Raw genomic sequence first — 15,546 nt, forward strand, 5'->3', positions numbered from 1 at the left:
AAACCCTCAACGGTCAGCTGGCATTCCGACAAGTATCTTCAATGCCGTCGCGGAACTAGATGAGGCGATGACGAGACTATAAGCACGCTCGCGTTCAGCAGGCGTGGCCTGTGAACGTGCATTCTTATGATCCCGGAGGTTACTGACATGAAGTCCCTTTTCCGTCCAGCTTTGCTGCTGGCTGTCGCTTTACCCCTGTTCCTGGCTGGCTGCGGAGACAAGGAGCCCGAGCAGCGCACTGCGTTCACTCAGTTCCTGCAAACCCGAATTGTCGACAAGCCGGGCGTGCATGTGCCCAAGCTGACGGATGAAGAAAAGAAAGCCTTTGGTGACTACACCTCGCACTACGCGGTCATCTCCGACTTCGGCGCGGGCATGGACACTGCGGTGCAGCCACTCGCCGGCTTGATGCAGAAAGGCTCCTTTCATTCGGTCAGCGATGTCATTCAACGCCGTGCAGACCTGGCCGCCGTGCAGACGGGACTCGATGAAGTGGGCGAAAAGCTGACCATCGAGCAGGGCAAGGCAGACGCGGCACGTGCGAAACTCAAGCAGCCAGAAGACCTGAAGGTGGTTTACGACAAGGCCTACGACCGAACTGTCAGCGTACCCGCCAACACCTTCCGTGAAGTGCTGCCGCAGATAAAGGGCACCTTTTCCAGTGGCCTGAAGGTTGCCGATTATGTGGACGCGCACAAATCGCAGATCGATATCTCGGGTTCGACCATCACCGTCAAGGACCCGGTGGTACAGACCGAGCTCAACAAACTGCTGCAAGAGCTGAATGAACAGGGCAAGAACGCGCAACAAGCCCAGTCCAAACTGCAATCGCTCATGACCGGCCGCTAATAACGAGGTGCTGCGTCTGAAGTGACGGCCCGGTCCTGCTGCCGGGCCGATTCTTGTGTCAGGTATGATTCCGCCATCTGTCTACCTGACGCCGGGAATCCATCGTCTGATGATCACCCCCTCTTCAATGACCATTACCCTGCGTGATGCTGCCTCTGCGGACGCGTTGTGCCTTGCGGCGCTCGGCATGCAGGTTTTTCTCGACACCTACGCAACGCAGGGCATTCGACAATCCATCGCCCGCGAAGCGCTGGAAGCTTTCTCGCCTGCGAACTTCGCACAACTGCTCATCGAGCCGACGACATTGATCATCGTTGCGGATTCGCAAGGGCATTTGATTGGCTTTGCTCAGGTCGCGTTGCGCACCGATCATGCAATGCTGGGCGTATCGACCGCTGCCGAGTTGCAACGGCTCTATGTGCAGGAACGTTTTACAGGGCGTGGAGCAGGGCGGCTGTTACTCGAAGCCGCCGAGCGGCGTGCAACAAGCCGTCACGCCTCGCTATTATGGGCGACGGTCTGGGTTGGCAACCCGCGCGCGCTGGCGTTTTACCCTCGTCAAGGCTATGAATTGAAAGGTGCTCCGCACTATGTGTTTCAGGGCGAGACACATGAGAATCACCTGTTTGCCAAATCGCTGATGACCACTGACTGACACGACGTTGCTGTGCAACAAGGACGCTGAATGCTGCGCATACTGGGCAAGACCTCCTCGATCAACGTACGAAAAGTACTCTGGACCTGCGAGGAACTGAAGATACCCTTCACTCAGGAAGACTGGGGGTCAGGCTTCAAACCTGCCAACACGGACGAGTTTGTCGCGCTCAACCCGAATGCCATGGTGCCGGTTATCGTGGATGATGACTTCGTGCTTTGGGAGTCCAACAGCATCGTTCGCTATCTGGCCAACCGTTATGCTGGCGACGCTGTTTATCCGCTGGATCCACGTGCCAGAGCGCAGGCCGATCAGTGGATCGACTGGCAAGGCTCGGATCTGAACAGATCATGGAGCTATGCCTTCATGTCACTGGTGCGACGCTCGAGCGAGCACCAGGACCCTGTCGCCATAGCCACTTCCTGTGCCCAGTGGGCCAGGCATATGCAAATACTCGACAGGCAACTGGAAAAGACTGGCGCCTATGTCTGCGGCGAGCGTTTTACCCTGGCTGACATCCCCATCGGTCTTTCAGTCAATCGCTGGTTCGAGACGCCTCTCGAGCATCCCGACCTGCCCGCCGTCAATGCGTATTACGAACGCCTGAGCCATCGCTCCGGCTACCTTCTGTATGGGCGTAACGGAACTCCGTGACGGCTTGTCGGGCTCGCGTTTATCCTTGGGCACCATTCTGAGCCTTGTTGTCTGTTAAGGAGTCGTTGAAGTGACCACCATCAAAATCACCGCGGGCGGATACGAGTTTCTCGCCGAAACCCATCCGGACGCGCCGCAAACGGTGGAAGCGTTTCTCAAGCTGCTGCCTTATCGGCAGAAATTCATCCATGTACGCTGGAGCGGCGAGGGCTGCTGGGTGCCGCTGGATGATTATCAGCTCAAGCTGGATGACGCATTGATCGGTTTCGAGAACGCAACCAGCCATCCTTCGGTGGGCGACATTCTTTTCTACCCGGGCGGTTACAGCGAAACCGAGATTATCCTTGCCTACGGTTCGTGCTGTTTCGCCAGCAAGATGGGGCAGTTGGCGGGCAACCATTTTCTGACCATCACTCAGGGCAAGGAAAACCTGCGCAAGCTGGGCGTGAAGACGCTTTGGGAGGGCGCTCAGGATGTGGTTTTCGAGCTTGCTTGAGTCTGCCGTTATTGCGCGATAGGCATTTGCCAGTATTTGGTGGAACTGCTGATCTTCGCCAGGGGTCTAGTCCACGATGCTTCCAGCTCCCGGAAGCCGACCTGGAGACACGCCCTTGAATATTTTCGAAGCCCTGCGCGAAAGCCATGACCGTCAACGCAGCTACGCTGATGCCCTGATCCAGACCAGTGGCGACAGCGCCGAGCGCGAGAAGGCCTACAAACAGCTCAAGGAAGAACTGCAGGCCCACGAAACGGCCGAAGAACGGTTTTTCTACATTCCTCTGATGGCCCACGACAATGGCGTGGACCTGAGCCGTCACGCCATTTCCGAGCATCATGAGATGGACGAGATGATGGAAGAGCTCGATGAAACTGAAATGTCGAGCCCGGCCTGGCTGGCCACTGCGAAAAAATTGTCGGAAAAAGTGCACCACCACCTGAAAGAAGAAGAGCAGAAGTTCTTCCAGATGGCGGGCAAATTGCTCGACGAAAAGCAGAAACAGAGTCTGGCCGGCGAATACGTGAAGGAATACGAAGAGCAATTGGCTGAGGGTTGATAGCGCTGTGCAGTGCTAGAATCGGCTTTTTATCAGCGAAGGCATGACATGAAGTTTCTGTTTCTGACAAGCGCGACGGTGATTGCGGCAACCTTATTGACCGGGTGTGCAGCGCCTTCCAGTTCTGCACGTGCCGCAGGACCCTACAAGGTCCTGTCGAGCACCAAGCAGGATGCCGCCGTTGCCCAGTGCATTCAGGTGACCTGGCAGAACGAAGCCATGTTCGGCACGTCCTCTGACGTGTTCCTTCATGACCTCTCCGGCGGCGGCTTTACCGTGTTTACCACTGAGTCGACCTACTTCGCTGACGTGCGCGGCAAGGGCCCGACCACTGCCGTTGAGTTCTATGCCCCGCAAGGCGATGCTCAGGCCGCATTGCGCTCTGCGGCCATTGCTACCTGCCTTTAAGTCTTTTCACACTGACACCTCTCATTCCCATGCGCCCGCGTGGGAATGCCGTTCTGGACGCGTTGCGTGCGCCCACTCATGCTTCGGGCTTGACCGGGTCGATACTCCACGCCCGATAACAGCGCCTATGCACAAGAGTGGGGCCCTGGCACTCAGATATGGCAATCGGTAGCGTTACCTGCGCAATGCGCCCCCGCGTCTCCGCTCCAAGCCAAAATTCCAGTCTGTTGATTTATCTCGACTTTTTCATGCGGTGTTCTCCGCGCGTCCTCTGTGGCACACTTTCTGCTGTCTATTCCGTTGTTACATACCTGTATCCGCTATAGCGGAATAACGAATACTTCGGCGGAGTTTAAGTCATGCATCGCGGACCTTCCTTTGTGAAAGCTTGTGCCTTTGTTCTTTCAGCTTCATTCATGCTGGCCAATACGGTGCAGGCAGCCGAAGGCAGCAAGCTGGATGCCGTATTGAAACGTGGCAATCTGGTGGTAGGCACGGGCAGCACCAATGCCCCGTGGCACTTTCAGGGCGCGGACGGCAAGTTGCAGGGCTTCGATATCGACATTGGCAGAATCATCGCCAAAGGCCTGTTCAATGACCCGAGCAAGGTGGAATTTGTCGTGCAGTCCTCGGATGCACGTATCCCCAACCTGCTGACCGACAAGGTCGACATCAGCTGCCAGTTCATCACCGTTACCGCCAGTCGCGCACAGCAGGTGGCATTCACCTTGCCCTACTACCGCGAGGGTGTGGCGCTGCTGTTGCCTGCCAATAGCAAGTACAAGGAAATCGATGACCTGAAGGCAGCAGGTGACGATGTGACCGTGGCCGTCCTGCAAAACGTGTACGCCGAGGAACTGGTGCATCAGGCACTGCCCAAAGCCAAGGTTGATCAGTACGACAGCGTCGACCTGATGTACCAGGCGATCAACTCCGGGCGTGCCGATACAGCGGCCACCGATCAGTCTTCGGTCAAGTACCTGATGGTGCAGAACCCTGGTCGCTACCGTTCGCCTGCCTTTGCCTGGAGCCCGCAAACCTATGCCTGCGCGGTCAAGCGTGGCGATCAGGACTGGCTGAACTTCGTCAACACCGCGTTGCATGAAGCCATGACCGGTGTCGAGTTCCCGGCTTACGCGGCGTCTTTCAAGCAGTGGTTCGGTGTCGATCTGCCGGTGCCTGCAATCGGCTTTCCGATGGAATACAAATAAGTCCACTCTGACCTTCAGCGGCAGGGCAGGCCCTCGGGCTTTCCCTGTCAGGTACGGGCAAGCATGAATTACCAATTGAATTTTGATGCCGTGTGGCGCGACTTCCCCAGCCTTCTGGCGGGGTTGGGCCTTGGCCTGGAACTGGCCCTGATCTCGATCGCGATTGGTTGTGTGATCGGGCTGGCGAATGCATTTGCGCTGCTGTCACGTTACAAGGCGTTGCGTATCGTCGCGTCGATCTATGTAACGGTGGTACGCAATACGCCGATCCTGGTGTTGATCCTGCTGATCTACTTCGCGTTGCCCGGGCTGGGCATTCGACTCGACAAGCTGGCGTCATTCATCGTCACGCTGTCGCTGTACGCCGGTGCCTATCTGACCGAAGTATTCCGTGCCGGGCTGCTGAGCATCCATAAAGGGCAGCGTGAAGCGGGGCTGGCGATCGGCCTGGGTGAATGGCAGGTGCGGGCCTATATCATCGTGCCGGTGATGTTGCGCAATGTATTGCCGGCGCTCTCCAACAACTTCATTTCGCTGTTCAAGGACACCTCGCTGGCGGCCGCCATTGCCGTGCCGGAGCTGACCTACTACGCGCGCAAGATCAACGTCGAAAGCTACCGGGTGATCGAAACCTGGCTGGTGACCACAGCACTCTATGTGGTGGCCTGCTACGTGATCGCTCTGCTTCTGCGCACCCTCGAACAACGTCTGGCGATTCGCCGCTAGGAGGCTGTCATGTATCAACCCCCTGGCTGGCTGCAGGAATTGTGGAATGCGCGGGAAGTGCTCTGGTCCGGTTTTCTGACCAGTATCCAGTGCTCGGCGCTGGCGATTGCCGCAGGTACGCTGATCGGCATGCTGGCCGGTCTGGTGCTGACCTACGGCGGTTTTTTCGCGCGCTTGCCGATCCGGCTCTATGTGGATCTGATTCGCGGGACTCCGGTGTTCGTGCTGGTGCTGGCGGTCTTTTACATGGTGCCGGCGCTGGGTTGGCAGATCAGCGCGTTTCAGGCCGGCGCAATAGGCCTGACGCTGTTCTGCGGCTCTCACGTTTCGGAAATTGTGCGCGGCGCCCTGCAGGCCATTCCCCGTGGCCAACTGGAAGCCGGCAAGGCCATCGGTCTGCGCTTCGGCCAGTCGCTGCGCTATGTGTTGCTGCCTCAGGCCATGCGCCAGATCCTGCCGACCTGGGTCAACTCCTCGACCGAGATCGTCAAGGCGTCGACGCTGCTTTCGGTGATCGGTGTGGCTGAACTGCTGCTCAGCACCCAGCAGGTGATCGCGCGCACGTTCATGACCCTGGAGTTCTACCTGTTTGCAGGTTTCCTGTTCTTTCTCATCAACTACGCCATCGAGCTTCTTGGGCGGCAAATCGAAAAACGGGTGGCATTGCCATGACACAGACTCATAACCCCGGCCCGGCGCTGCTCAGCATCGAGGGCCTGCATAAATCCTACGGCGCAGTGGAGGTGCTAAAGGGCGTCGATCTGCGCATGCAGAAAGGCAATGTCGTGACCCTGATCGGTTCCAGCGGCTCGGGCAAGACCACCTTGCTGCGCTGCGTCAACCTGCTGGAAGAGTTTCAGGGCGGGCATATCCGTCTTGAGGGGCAGGACATCGGCTACAGCAACGTAGACGGCAAGCGCACCCGCCATCCGGAGCGTCTGATCGCGCAACACCGGGCAATGACCGGCATGGCCTTCCAGCAATTCAACCTGTTTCCGCACCTCAGCGCCTTGCAGAACGTCACCCTGGGCTTGCTCAAGGTCAAGAAGATGCCCAAGGATCAAGCCGTTGCGCTGGCCGAAAAGTGGCTGGACCGGGTCGGCCTGCTGGAGCGGCGCAATCACTTCCCCGGTCAGTTGTCCGGCGGGCAGCAGCAGCGTGTGGCGATTGCCCGCGCCATTGCCATGAACCCCAGCCTGATGTTGTTTGACGAAGTCACTTCGGCACTCGATCCGGAGCTGGTGGGCGAAGTGCTGAGCGTCATCAAGGACTTGGCCGAGGAGGGCATGACCATGCTGCTGGTGACGCACGAAATGCGTTTCGCCTACGAAGTGTCGGACCAGATCGTGTTCATGAATCAGGGCCGCATCGAAGAGCAGGGGCCACCCAAGGCCTTGTTCGAGCAGCCGAAGTCGGCGCGCTTGAGCGAGTTTCTCAAGAACATCCGTTTTTAAACGTTCACTACGTCCAATGCTTCAAGACAAGGAAAAACTCATGACTATTACCCGTTATGGCGCAGGCAGCACAGCAGGAGGCGGCCAGCCACGCCCATTCGCTCGCGCCGTCGAGGCTGACGGCTGGTTGCACGTTTCCGGCCAGGTACCTGCGCTGGATGGCGAGATCATCGTCGGCGGCATCGTCGAGCAGACGCACCAGACCATGCGCAACCTGATCGCAATTCTTGAAGAGGCCGGTTATGCGCTCAAGGATGTGATCCGGGTCGGTGTATGGCTGGAGGACCCGCGGGACTTCTGGAGTTTCAACAAGGTATTCGGTGAGTACTTCACCCCCGAGCATGCGCCGGCACGCGCTTGCGTTCAGGCCAGCATGATGGTCGACTGCAAGGTCGAAATCGACTGTATTGCCTACAAACGCAAATAGCACACGTACAGCTACACGTTGCAAGCCGGAAGCCCGATCACCTGAGGCTTTTGGCTTGCCGCTTTCCCAAGGAACGAATCTCATGACCGAAGACACTATCAAGCGCCGGGCACGTGGACTGGACCGGGCGTTCGATATCCTGGATTTTCTCAAGGAAAAGGCCAGGCCCATGCGCCCCAATGAGATTGCCAGCGGGATCGGCAGCCCCAAATCGACGGTTTACGAGCTGGTGGCATCGTTGCTGGAGCGGCGGATTCTGGAGACGGTGGGCAAGGACGGGCATGTCTATCTGGGCCGTCAATTGTATTTTCTGGGGCAGGCACACTTGCGGCACTTCGATTTCACTCGCGAGGCCGAGGCCTGCCTGTGCGAGATCGTCAGCCGGACGCGGGAAACTGCGCAGATGTGCCTGCTCAATGGTCGCAAATACACCGTGGCGCTGATGAAGGAGGGTGAGCGTCATTTCAGGATTTCTTCGGACATCGGCGAGAACGCGCCCATCCCATGGACGGCGTCCGGACGTCTGTTGCTCAGTCACCTGAGCGATCAGCAGATCATCGACCTGATCGACCCCGACGACTTCATTCTGCCGGGGGGCGAACGTCTGCCGCTGGAGACCTTTCTTCGGGAAATCCGCAAGGCCGGCGAGGAGGGCTTCTTTTCCTTCAATAGCGTGGCTGACACCTTCACCCACTGCTTCGCCGCTCCGGTGAACAACGAACACGGTCAGTGCATCGCCACGCTGTGCATCGTCGCGCCGCGTGCCGACGCCAAGACCCACTACGATGACTATCGGCGGGTGCTGATCGAAAGCGCCAATGGCCTGGCTCGCCGTATCAATGAATAACCGCAGGAGATTACCGATGAGCACCGCCGTAATGGACAAGGGTACTGCGCAGCCGGGTGACAGCCTGGTCAGTGATGTCAGCCTGCCCGCACTGGTAATTCATAATCAGGCGCTGCAACACAATATTCGCTGGATGCAGCAGTTTGTCAGCGACAGCGGTGCAGAGCTGGCACCGCACGGCAAGACCAGTATGGTGCCCGCGCTGTTTCGCCAGCAACTGGACGCAGGCGCATGGGGCATGACCCTCGCCACGGCGGTCCAGACGCAGGCCGCTTATGCGCATGGCGTGCGCCGGGTGCTGATGGCCAACCAGTTGGTCGGTGCGCCGAACATGGCAATCGTTGCCGACATGCTGGCTGATCCCATGTTCGAGTTTCACTGCATGGTCGACCATCCAGACAATGTCGCTGCGTTGGGCGAGTTTTTCGCTGCGCGTGGCCTGCGTTTGAACGTGATGATCGAATACGGCGTACCTGGCGGGCGTTGCGGCTGCCGTAGCGAAGAGCAGGTGCTGGCGCTGGCCGACGCTGTTCTGGCACAGCCGGCGCTGGCATTGACCGGCATTGAAGGGTACGAGGGCGTCATCCACGGCGACCACGCCATCCAAGGCATCAAGGCCTTTGCCGCATCGCTGGTGCGCCTGGCTGTCGACCTGCAGGACAAGGGCGCCTTCGCCCTGGATCGCCCGATCGTCACAGCCTCCGGCTCGGCCTGGTATGACCTGATCGCCGAAGCCTTCGATGCCCAGTCTGTTCGCGAGCGCTTCCTCAGCGTGCTGCGGCCCGGCAGCTATGTGGTGCATGACCACGGCATCTACAAGGACGCGCAGTGCTGCGTGCTGGATCGGCGCGCCGAATTGAGCGAAGCACTGCGCCCGGCCCTGGAGGTCTGGGCGCATGTGCAATCCCTGCCGGAACCGGGCTTTGCAGTGATTGCCATGGGCAAGCGCGATGTTGCCTACGACGCCGGGTTGCCCAACCCGCTGCTGCGTTACAAGCCAGGCGTGCAATCGGCTGGCGACGATGTGAGCGCCTGCAAGGTGACGGCGGTTATGGACCAGCACGCGTTCATGACGGTTGCACCCGGATGCGAGTTGAAGGTCGGCGATATCATTTCCTTCGGCACCTCGCACCCGTGTCTGACGTTCGACAAGTGGCGTTCAGGTTGTCTGGTGGATAATGACCTGCGCGTGATCGAGTCTTTCAGTACATATTTCTAGTCAAAGTATTTGCAGGAGTATCGTCACATGAGCCTTCCACGGGTCGCCCTGATCGGCGAATGCATGATCGAACTGCAACAACATGCCGATGGCAGTCTGCGCCAGAGCTTCGGCGGCGACACACTCAATACGGCGGTCTACCTTTCCCGATTGCTGGGTGAGCGGGCCAAGGTCGACTACGTTACGGCACTGGGTGACGACAGCTTCAGCGACGCGATGTGCCGGATCTGGGCGGACGAGGGCATCGGTCTGGGCAAGGTGCAGCGCCTGCCCGGACGCTTGCCGGGGCTCTACTGCATCCAGACCGATGCCAATGGTGAGCGGCGCTTTCTCTACTGGCGCAACGAAGCTGCCGTGCGGGACTGCTTCATGACCCCGGCGGCCGAGCCGATCCTGGCAGCGCTGGCCAGCTATGACGTGCTGTATTTCAGCGGCATTACCCTGGCAGTGCTTGGCGAGCAGGGGCGTGCCAAACTACTGGAGGCATTGGCGCGTGCGCGTCAGCGCGGAGTCAGGGTCGCCTTCGACAACAACTATCGTCCGCGTCTGTGGGCCAGTGTCGAGCAAGCCCGCGAAGCCTACCGTGCGTGTCTGCAGCATGTGGATCTGGCCTTGCTGACCGAAGACGACGAGCAGGCACTGTATGGCTATGCCGACAGCGAACAGCTGCTGGCCGCCTATCGCGGGCGCGGCATCGGTGAAATCGTCGTCAAGCGTGGCGCGCAGAGTTGCCTCGTCGAAGCCGGCGGCGAACGTTTCGACATCGCAGCGCAGAAGGTCGAGCGTGTGGTCGACACCACGGCAGCGGGTGACTCCTTCAGTGCCGGCTATCTCGCGGCCCGGCTCACGGGTGACCACCCGCTGCAGGCGGCGGAAGCAGGGCATCGTCTGGCCAGTATCGTGATCCAGCACCCAGGCGCGCTGGTGCCCAAGTCGGTCATGCCAGTCTGATAGCACTTGCCACAGAACATGCAGTTGATCGGCTAACACACTGACAGACAAGCATTTCGCTGGAACCCGCGCGAAAATCCGGCCACCATAGGCGACCTTTTCGCCTGCGAGCCCACCACCGGAGTCTGCGTGCCTGACGACCTGCCTTCTGCGCTTCCTCATGACCTGGATGTCGACCTTGTACCGCCCCGGCAATTGCCGTTTTTTCGACGCCTGTTGGCGCGGCTGATGGGGCGTGGTCTTACCGGACTGCGCTCGCAGCACGCGCCCTCATGGTCGCAGGGGCATGCCGACGGTTATCTGAACGGCCACATCGAAGGCGTGCGTGAAGGCTATGAAGAGGGTTATCTGGATGGCCAGGAGTCGGGCCGTCAGGTACTGGTCATCAGCGATACCCGGCCAGCACGGCATCGTGGCCCCAAGGTCGATGATCATCTGTTCGATGACTGGCGACTGGCACTCACGCCTGAACTGAAAAAGCGCATCAAGGCCGATGTCGCCGAAAAGCTCCCCGCACATGCCCAGCCCAGCACGGCACAGTGGAAGATGATTTTCAGCGACACGCCGTCTACCTACGTGATTGCCGGAGCGGGCGCGGGCAAGTCCACGTCGCTGGTACTGCGGATTCTGCTGCTGCATCACTACCTGGGCTTCGAACTGAACGCCATGACGGTGGTGACCTTCACCCGCGAGTCGCGCAAGGACTTCATCAGCAAACTGATCGACATCATGGCCCTCTGGGGGCATGCGCTGGAGCAAAAGCAGGCGCGCGAGGTAGTGCGCACCTTCCATTCACGCATTCTGCCGCTGGTGCGCAGTCTGCCGGGGTTTGAGCAGCTGCGCGCGTTCGAGAACCTGAGCAGCCAGTCTTCCGGTCTGGAAGAGGCGGATAGCAACCCCTTCGACTTGCGGATCAACGATGCGCAGCGCCAGCAACTCAATCTCTGCTATCGCGATCTGTACGCTGGCAATGAGCGTTTTCGCGAAGTCATGGCGCCGCTGTATCGCCATGCCCTGCAGCTCAAGGAACTGGACCGCGATCACCCTGATGTGCAGAAACGGGTCGCCGTGACCGAATTGTCCTCGAAACGCGATGAAGAGTGGTGTGACACCGTTGAAGACTTGTGGATCCGCGCCGGGGCCTGGCCTATAAAGGGCATTGAGCCCATGCGCCAAGCTGTTGAAATAAATGGTTTTTCATTTTCGTTTCACGGCTATATCGCTGAGCTGGATGCTTGGGTTGTGCTGGGTCTCGACGCCAGTGAGGACCAGCAACTCAAGCGCCCTGGCGCCAAGTTACCGGTGTGGGCAGAGGGCGTCATAAAGCGCACCCTGTTTCAAGCTTTCTGCAATAAGCCTTTGATATGGATGGATAATTACCAGTCAGCCAATCAGGTTTTGCAATCCCTGGCAGGCGATGCCGTCGCGGGACCTGGATTCGATTACCGGGTCAAGGGCGAGCTCGGTGCGGCACCCTTGCTGGACTGTTTTGTCACGGCTGCCAGCTTCATCGAGAACCTCGGGCTGGATGTGCCGAGCGCTGTATCCGAGATGAGTTTTGCCAGCGATGACCCGGACCGTTTCTTCTTCGAAGCGCTCAGCCTGTTCTGGAAAGCCTTCGAAACGCACCTGCTGGCTCAATCGCCGCCGATCATGACCTACAACCGCATGTTTGCCTTGTTCGGCGAAACGTCTCCCGAGAACCTCAAGCACGTCAGTGACCCGATGCTCAGACCCTTGGCGCATTTGATGATCGACGAGTTCCAGGACGTCTCGCCGCAGATCGTTTCATGGCTACGCGCCAGCCTGCGCGAAATCAGGCGTCGTGGTCCGGCATCGCACACCGGCCGCATCGCTCAGCACTCATCGTTGCTGTGTGTCGGTGACGATTGGCAGTCGATCTACGGCTGGCGCGGCAGTTCACCGAAATACTTCATGGAGTTCGCAAAGGAGTTTTCCTCCCCGGCGACCACCAGGGTCATGCTCAGCGACAATTTTCGCAGTCATCAGCACATCATCGACGCCGCCGAGCACATCGTCCGTGCGGCCCCGGCTATCCCCGGCAAGAAGGCCCGCGCCAGTGGCACGCTCCAGGAGCTGCTGCCGGTCAAGGTACTGGATCGCGATGAGGACGAGCTTGCCGAGCGGGTCGCCGAGCACTATCACGATGGCGACTCGATCCTGCTGCTGTACCGCAAGGGCAGCGAGAAGGCACGTTTCTCGACGCGCCTGCAGGTATTGATCGACGCTGATTCGGCAAATGGCGCGCAGAATCGCCGCATCCGAACGCTGACCTACCACAGTTCCAAGGGCTTGCAGGCGGATGCCGTATTTCTGCTGGGCGATTGTCAGCATCTGACCGTCTCGCCATACAAGAATCAGGTTTACCGGTTGGCAGGGCTGGGTGATGCGAGTGATCTTCAGCCATTCGATACAGCACAGAAGGATGAAGTCTTGCGTCTGGCCTATGTCGCCATTACTCGCTCGGCGCGGCACTGTTATTGGTATATCGATGAAAGCGCCAGTTCGGGAGAAGCAGTTCAGATGCCCAAAGCGTCAGACAGGATTGCCCGCGACAAGCCTTTCTTCGAAGACCTGCGTAACAGGGTTCGTGCTGGCTGAGGCGTTCATGTCAGATGAAACCGGCGATCTGTCGTTGCGTCTGAGTGCCGAATAACTCCAGCTCGTCCTCGATCGCTTCGATGATGCGCTCCACGTCTGCGGCATTCATCACGGTAGAACAAGGCAGGCCGGCAATGGCGACCACGGTCTCACCGCTGGCACGGTCGAAAAGTCGCGCAATCATGCTCCCTGGCGCATCCATCGAGGCTTCAAAGCCCACGGGATGGAAGTGCCAGCGCATCAGTTGGCATGCATTGGGGAATGTGACTTTAGTCATGACGATGGCCCACCTGAATCAATCGAGCACTTCCCTTGCTCCAATGGGTAGGCAGACAGCCAGAATGCGTCCGGTAAAGCCATGATGACGAGACGATGACCAGCAGTACGCATCATCGGTCGGTCAAGTTGCTTTCCAGCAGGATCGCTGAGCGGTCTGACGAATACTGAAAATAGCATTTGCCAGTGCCGTTCTGGAAAAATTTTTTATGACGCAGCATAAAAAAATCAATTATATGACCGGTGTCATTCGAAGGTATTAATGGGCACGCTCCATGCATCTGCCGAGCCGCTGCCGCAAGTCCTTCAACGGACTGAATTTGCCGTGACGAGGATGGTTTTCGTGCCGGGTCTGGGGCAAGCTGTCGCTATTGACCCGAGGAACTGCACATGCTGAGAAAATCCCTTGCCGCACTGGTGTTGCTGGCCTCCACCAGTCACGCGGCGGAGACGGTCAATATCTACAACTGGACGGACTATATAGCGCCGGACACCCTGAAGAATTTCGAAGCCGCCACCGGCTTCAAGACCACTTACCAAACCTTTGAAACCAATGAGGCGCTGAACGCAAAACTGCTGGCCGGCCACTCAGGCTACGATGTGGTTTTTCCGTCCATTCATTTCATGGGAAGACAAATCCAGAGCGGGCTGCTCAAAACCCTCGACAAGCGTCAATTGCCTAACTGGAAAAACCTCAACCCGGTCCTGCTCAAGGCGCTGGAGGGCAGTGACCCCGGTAATCAGCATGGTTTCCCCTATCTGTGGGGCAGTACCGGCATCGGCTATGACGTAGCCAAGGTCAAGGCCATCCTCGGCAAGGATGTACCGCTCGATTCATGGGATCTGGTGCTCAAGCCGGAAAACATGAAAAAACTCGCCCAATGCGGTGTCGTATTTCTCGACAGCGCACCGGCTCTTCTGCCGATCACCCTGAATTACCTTGGCTTGCCGCCGCACAGTGAAGTGCCTGACGACTACCGTCAGGCAAAGGCGGTACTGGACAGCGTACGGCCGTACATACGCAATTTCAGCTCTGCCGATTACATCGCCGACCTCGCGAAGGGCAGTATTTGTGTCGCAGTGGGCTATTCCGGGGATATTTCCCAGGCTCAGGAGCAGGCGCAGAAAGAAGGCAATGGCTTTACCATCGATTATGTCGTTCCGAAGGAGGGCGCACCCATGTGGTTCGACATGGTCGCCATACCGGCTGACGCCACCGATACCAAGGGTGCCTACGCGTTTCTGAATTACCTGTTGCGCCCCGAAGTGATCGCCAACATCACCAATACGGTGCATTACGCCAATGGCAATGAAAAGGCCGACGCGCTGATCGGTCCCGGCCTGTGGACCGATACCACGGTGTACCCGGACGCCGACATGCTGAGCCGCCTGTTCGTGATGTCTCAGGTCTCGGACACTATCAATACGTTGCGCGAGAAGCTCTGGGACACATTCAGGGCCGGCAGGTAACGCTGTTCAGATGACATGGGCCTGCTGCAGCTCGGTCAGCGCCTGAGCCTTCAATCGCGCCAGCAGCGGATCGCGACGATCCCTCGGTGTCTGCAGCCCGACCGGCAAATCGTGGGTGATTGTGCCGGGACGGCTGCCCATCACCAGAACACGGTCACTCAGGTACAACGCCTCGTCGACATCATGGGTCACCAGCAACAGGGTGATGGCATGGCGCGCAGCCAGTTGCAGCAGCAGGTCCTGAAGCTTCATCCGGGTAAACGCATCGACTGCGCTGAACGGTTCATCCAGCAGCAACACCGCCGGGTGCGAATACAGGCCGCGCGCGATCGCCACACGCTGCGCCATGCCACCTGACAGCGCTTTGGGCAAGGCGTCGGCAAAACCGGAAAGGCCCACTTCTTCGATCAATTGACCGACCCAGCGGCGGTCGTAGCGGTCATCATCACTGAAACCGATATTCTGTGCGACGGTCAGCCAGGGCATCAGGCGCGGCTCTTGAAACACGAACGCCACTTCGCCCTGAATGCGCCGCACCGAGCCACGAAAATCCTGCTCCAGTCCGGCGACAATTCTCAGCAGCGTGCTTTTGCCGCAGCCGCTGGGGCCCAGCAGGCTGACGATTTCCCCCGACTGCAGCGACAGATCGATGCCGTGCAGTACGGTATTGCCCGCAAATGCCTTGTGGTCGACGCGTATGTCCATCAGTGATTCCGGCATCT

The 15,546-nt window shown here is 58.7% G+C and carries 18 protein-coding genes; 16 read left to right on the forward strand and 2 right to left on the reverse strand.

Annotation, left to right across the window (positions count from 1 at the left end):
• Positions 1-147 precede the first annotated feature (147 nt).
• From PI739_RS18660 to PI739_RS18730, 15 genes are all read left to right on the forward strand, one after another.
• A complete protein-coding gene (locus tag PI739_RS18660) occupies positions 148-849 on the forward strand; it encodes a DUF3053 domain-containing protein (protein ID WP_003369473.1) in 702 nt (233 codons plus the stop codon).
• Between the two features lie 109 nt (positions 850-958).
• Positions 959-1,504, forward strand: a complete 546-nt coding sequence (locus PI739_RS18665; RefSeq protein WP_271352177.1) for a GNAT family N-acetyltransferase — start codon at positions 959-961, stop codon at positions 1,502-1,504.
• Positions 1,505-1,534: 30 nt separating this feature from the next.
• On the forward strand, positions 1,535-2,158 hold the full coding sequence (locus tag PI739_RS18670; RefSeq protein WP_054081461.1) for a glutathione S-transferase family protein: 624 nt from the start codon (positions 1,535-1,537) through the stop codon (positions 2,156-2,158).
• 70 nt (positions 2,159-2,228) lie between these two features.
• Positions 2,229-2,654: a DUF3830 family protein gene (locus tag PI739_RS18675; RefSeq protein ID WP_044308181.1), complete on the forward strand. Its 426-nt coding sequence runs from the start codon at positions 2,229-2,231 to the stop codon at positions 2,652-2,654.
• Between the two features lie 115 nt (positions 2,655-2,769).
• Positions 2,770-3,213, forward strand: coding sequence for a hemerythrin domain-containing protein (locus PI739_RS18680; protein WP_003369485.1), 444 nt, complete (start codon positions 2,770-2,772; stop codon positions 3,211-3,213).
• 48 nt (positions 3,214-3,261) lie between these two features.
• On the forward strand, positions 3,262-3,621 hold the full coding sequence (locus tag PI739_RS18685) for a hypothetical protein (protein WP_003434089.1): 360 nt from the start codon (positions 3,262-3,264) through the stop codon (positions 3,619-3,621).
• A gap of 359 nt (positions 3,622-3,980) precedes the next feature.
• Complete coding sequence (locus PI739_RS18690; RefSeq protein WP_003416527.1) at positions 3,981-4,832, forward strand: transporter substrate-binding protein; 852 nt, start codon at positions 3,981-3,983, stop codon at positions 4,830-4,832.
• A gap of 63 nt (positions 4,833-4,895) precedes the next feature.
• Positions 4,896-5,558, forward strand: coding sequence for an amino acid ABC transporter permease (locus PI739_RS18695; protein ID WP_003345502.1), 663 nt, complete (start codon positions 4,896-4,898; stop codon positions 5,556-5,558).
• A 9-nt stretch (positions 5,559-5,567) separates the two neighbouring features.
• Positions 5,568-6,230 (forward strand): amino acid ABC transporter permease, encoded by a 663-nt coding sequence (locus PI739_RS18700; protein ID WP_003434088.1) that lies wholly within the window; start codon positions 5,568-5,570, stop codon positions 6,228-6,230.
• Positions 6,227-7,012 (forward strand): amino acid ABC transporter ATP-binding protein, encoded by a 786-nt coding sequence (locus PI739_RS18705; RefSeq protein WP_003345505.1) that lies wholly within the window; start codon positions 6,227-6,229, stop codon positions 7,010-7,012. The genes PI739_RS18700 and PI739_RS18705 overlap by 4 nt, the downstream gene beginning before the upstream one ends.
• A gap of 40 nt (positions 7,013-7,052) precedes the next feature.
• Positions 7,053-7,439, forward strand: a complete 387-nt coding sequence (locus tag PI739_RS18710) for a RidA family protein (protein ID WP_003369497.1) — start codon at positions 7,053-7,055, stop codon at positions 7,437-7,439.
• An 82-nt stretch (positions 7,440-7,521) separates the two neighbouring features.
• On the forward strand, positions 7,522-8,286 hold the full coding sequence (locus PI739_RS18715) for an IclR family transcriptional regulator (RefSeq protein ID WP_003369500.1): 765 nt from the start codon (positions 7,522-7,524) through the stop codon (positions 8,284-8,286).
• Between the two features lie 16 nt (positions 8,287-8,302).
• A complete protein-coding gene (locus tag PI739_RS18720; RefSeq protein WP_054081460.1) occupies positions 8,303-9,505 on the forward strand; it encodes an amino acid deaminase in 1,203 nt (400 codons plus the stop codon).
• A 27-nt stretch (positions 9,506-9,532) separates the two neighbouring features.
• Entirely contained in the window at positions 9,533-10,456 is a 924-nt protein-coding gene (kdgK, locus tag PI739_RS18725) for a 2-dehydro-3-deoxygluconokinase (RefSeq protein WP_054081459.1), read from the forward strand.
• A gap of 129 nt (positions 10,457-10,585) precedes the next feature.
• The gene (locus tag PI739_RS18730; protein ID WP_054081458.1) at positions 10,586-13,078 is read left to right on the forward strand and encodes a UvrD-helicase domain-containing protein; all 2,493 of its coding nucleotides are present in this window, start codon (positions 10,586-10,588) and stop codon (positions 13,076-13,078) included.
• Positions 13,079-13,088: 10 nt separating this feature from the next.
• On the opposite strand, the gene PI739_RS18735 is transcribed toward PI739_RS18730, so the two are convergent.
• Complete coding sequence (locus PI739_RS18735; protein ID WP_003420677.1) at positions 13,089-13,355, reverse strand: DUF1652 domain-containing protein; 267 nt, start codon at positions 13,353-13,355, stop codon at positions 13,089-13,091.
• Between the two features lie 389 nt (positions 13,356-13,744).
• Between PI739_RS18735 and PI739_RS18740 the strand changes: the two genes are divergently transcribed.
• On the forward strand, positions 13,745-14,824 hold the full coding sequence (locus PI739_RS18740; RefSeq protein WP_003434083.1) for a polyamine ABC transporter substrate-binding protein: 1,080 nt from the start codon (positions 13,745-13,747) through the stop codon (positions 14,822-14,824).
• 6 nt (positions 14,825-14,830) lie between these two features.
• On the opposite strand, the gene PI739_RS18745 is transcribed toward PI739_RS18740, so the two are convergent.
• The gene (locus tag PI739_RS18745; protein WP_003369514.1) at positions 14,831-15,544 is read right to left on the reverse strand and encodes an ABC transporter ATP-binding protein; all 714 of its coding nucleotides are present in this window, start codon (positions 15,542-15,544) and stop codon (positions 14,831-14,833) included.
• Between the last annotated feature and the right edge of the window lie 2 nt (positions 15,545-15,546).

This window comes from Pseudomonas cerasi (assembly GCF_027983475.1).
Taxonomy (GTDB): domain Bacteria; phylum Pseudomonadota; class Gammaproteobacteria; order Pseudomonadales; family Pseudomonadaceae; genus Aquipseudomonas; species Aquipseudomonas cerasi.

Coding starts and splice junctions, on each gene's coding strand:
- PI739_RS18660 (WP_003369473.1), top strand. CDS start 148: ATGAAGTCCCTTTTCCGTCCAGCTTTGCTGCTGGCTGTCGCTTTACCC.
- PI739_RS18665 (WP_271352177.1), top strand. CDS start 959: ATGATCACCCCCTCTTCAATGACCATTACCCTGCGTGATGCTGCCTCT.
- PI739_RS18670 (WP_054081461.1), top strand. CDS start 1,535: ATGCTGCGCATACTGGGCAAGACCTCCTCGATCAACGTACGAAAAGTA.
- PI739_RS18685 (WP_003434089.1), top strand. CDS start 3,262: ATGAAGTTTCTGTTTCTGACAAGCGCGACGGTGATTGCGGCAACCTTA.
- PI739_RS18690 (WP_003416527.1), top strand. CDS start 3,981: ATGCATCGCGGACCTTCCTTTGTGAAAGCTTGTGCCTTTGTTCTTTCA.
- PI739_RS18695 (WP_003345502.1), top strand. CDS start 4,896: ATGAATTACCAATTGAATTTTGATGCCGTGTGGCGCGACTTCCCCAGC.
- PI739_RS18700 (WP_003434088.1), top strand. CDS start 5,568: ATGTATCAACCCCCTGGCTGGCTGCAGGAATTGTGGAATGCGCGGGAA.
- PI739_RS18705 (WP_003345505.1), top strand. CDS start 6,227: ATGACACAGACTCATAACCCCGGCCCGGCGCTGCTCAGCATCGAGGGC.
- PI739_RS18710 (WP_003369497.1), top strand. CDS start 7,053: ATGACTATTACCCGTTATGGCGCAGGCAGCACAGCAGGAGGCGGCCAG.
- PI739_RS18715 (WP_003369500.1), top strand. CDS start 7,522: ATGACCGAAGACACTATCAAGCGCCGGGCACGTGGACTGGACCGGGCG.
- PI739_RS18720 (WP_054081460.1), top strand. CDS start 8,303: ATGAGCACCGCCGTAATGGACAAGGGTACTGCGCAGCCGGGTGACAGC.
- kdgK (WP_054081459.1), top strand. CDS start 9,533: ATGAGCCTTCCACGGGTCGCCCTGATCGGCGAATGCATGATCGAACTG.
- PI739_RS18735 (WP_003420677.1), bottom strand. CDS start 13,355: ATGACTAAAGTCACATTCCCCAATGCATGCCAACTGATGCGCTGGCAC.
- PI739_RS18740 (WP_003434083.1), top strand. CDS start 13,745: ATGCTGAGAAAATCCCTTGCCGCACTGGTGTTGCTGGCCTCCACCAGT.
- PI739_RS18745 (WP_003369514.1), bottom strand. CDS start 15,544: ATGCCGGAATCACTGATGGACATACGCGTCGACCACAAGGCATTTGCG.